1 protein-coding gene is annotated in these 937 nt (G+C 71.8%); it reads right to left on the bottom strand.

All coding sequences use genetic code 11. The features are described 5' to 3' along the window. Positions 1-935, bottom strand: a 935-nt coding sequence (locus F3J14_RS35090; RefSeq protein WP_348772039.1) for an ABC transporter permease subunit, incomplete at its 3' end; no start/stop codon positions are given. Positions 936-937 lie beyond the last annotated feature (2 nt).

Genomic DNA, 937 nt, shown 5'->3' with positions numbered 1-937 from the left:
AGCAATTGCGCCGACACGCCGCCGACGAGATGCAGCCGCTTGCCGGTCTCGACCGCGAGGTACGCGGCCGGCGCGCCGAAGCCGATGAGTACCGGCAGCCAGCCGAGCGCGGCGGCGCTCCACGCGGCCGCGCCCGTCAGCTTGCGCGGCGCGACCGGACGCATGCGCCGGCCGTGCGCGTAGCGCTGGCGGCGGCGCCCATAGCGTTCGAGCACAATCATGCCGACGACGATCGCGAGCATCGCGAGCGCGATCTGGGCGGCGCCGGCGAGATCGGAGCGCGTGATCCAAGTCGTGTAGACCGATACGGTCAGCGTCTGCACGCCGAGGAATTCCGACGCGCCGATGTCGTTCAGCGTCTCGAGCAGCGCGAGGCTCACGCCGACCGCGATCGCGGGCCGCGCGAGCGGCACGACGACGCGCCAGAATGTCGCGATACGTCCCGCGCCGAGCGTGCGCGCGGCTTCGAGCAGGCTCGCGGACTGCGTGACGAACATCGCGCGGGTGCTGAGGTACACATATGGATACAGCACGAAGCCGAGCACGAAGATCGCCCCGGGCAGCGAGCGCAGGTCGGGCAGGCGGAACTGGCGCGGGCTGTCGAAGCCGAGCAGCCAGCGGATCGCGCCCTGCACGGGGCCGATCGGATGGAGCAGGTCGAGATACGCGAACGCGACGATGTAGGTGGGCACCGCGAGCGGCAGCAGCAGCGCCCAGGTCAGTATGCGGCGGCCGGGAAAGTCGTACGCGGTGACGAGCCAGGCGCAGCCGGTACCGACCACCGTGACGATCGCGCCGACGCCCGCGAGCAGCAGCAGCGTATTGGCGAGCGCCTGCGGCAGCACGAAGGCGCCGAGATGCTTCCAGTGCGCGAGATCGGCGCCGAACGCGGCCGCGACCAGCACCGCGAGCGGCGCCGCGACCGCCGCGGCGATCG

Source organism: Burkholderia sp. Tr-862, assembly GCF_011753085.1.
Classification (GTDB): domain Bacteria; phylum Pseudomonadota; class Gammaproteobacteria; order Burkholderiales; family Burkholderiaceae; genus Burkholderia; species Burkholderia ambifaria.
The sequence above is the reverse complement of the archived record's forward strand: the minus strand, read 5'-3'. Positions and strand labels throughout refer to the sequence as shown.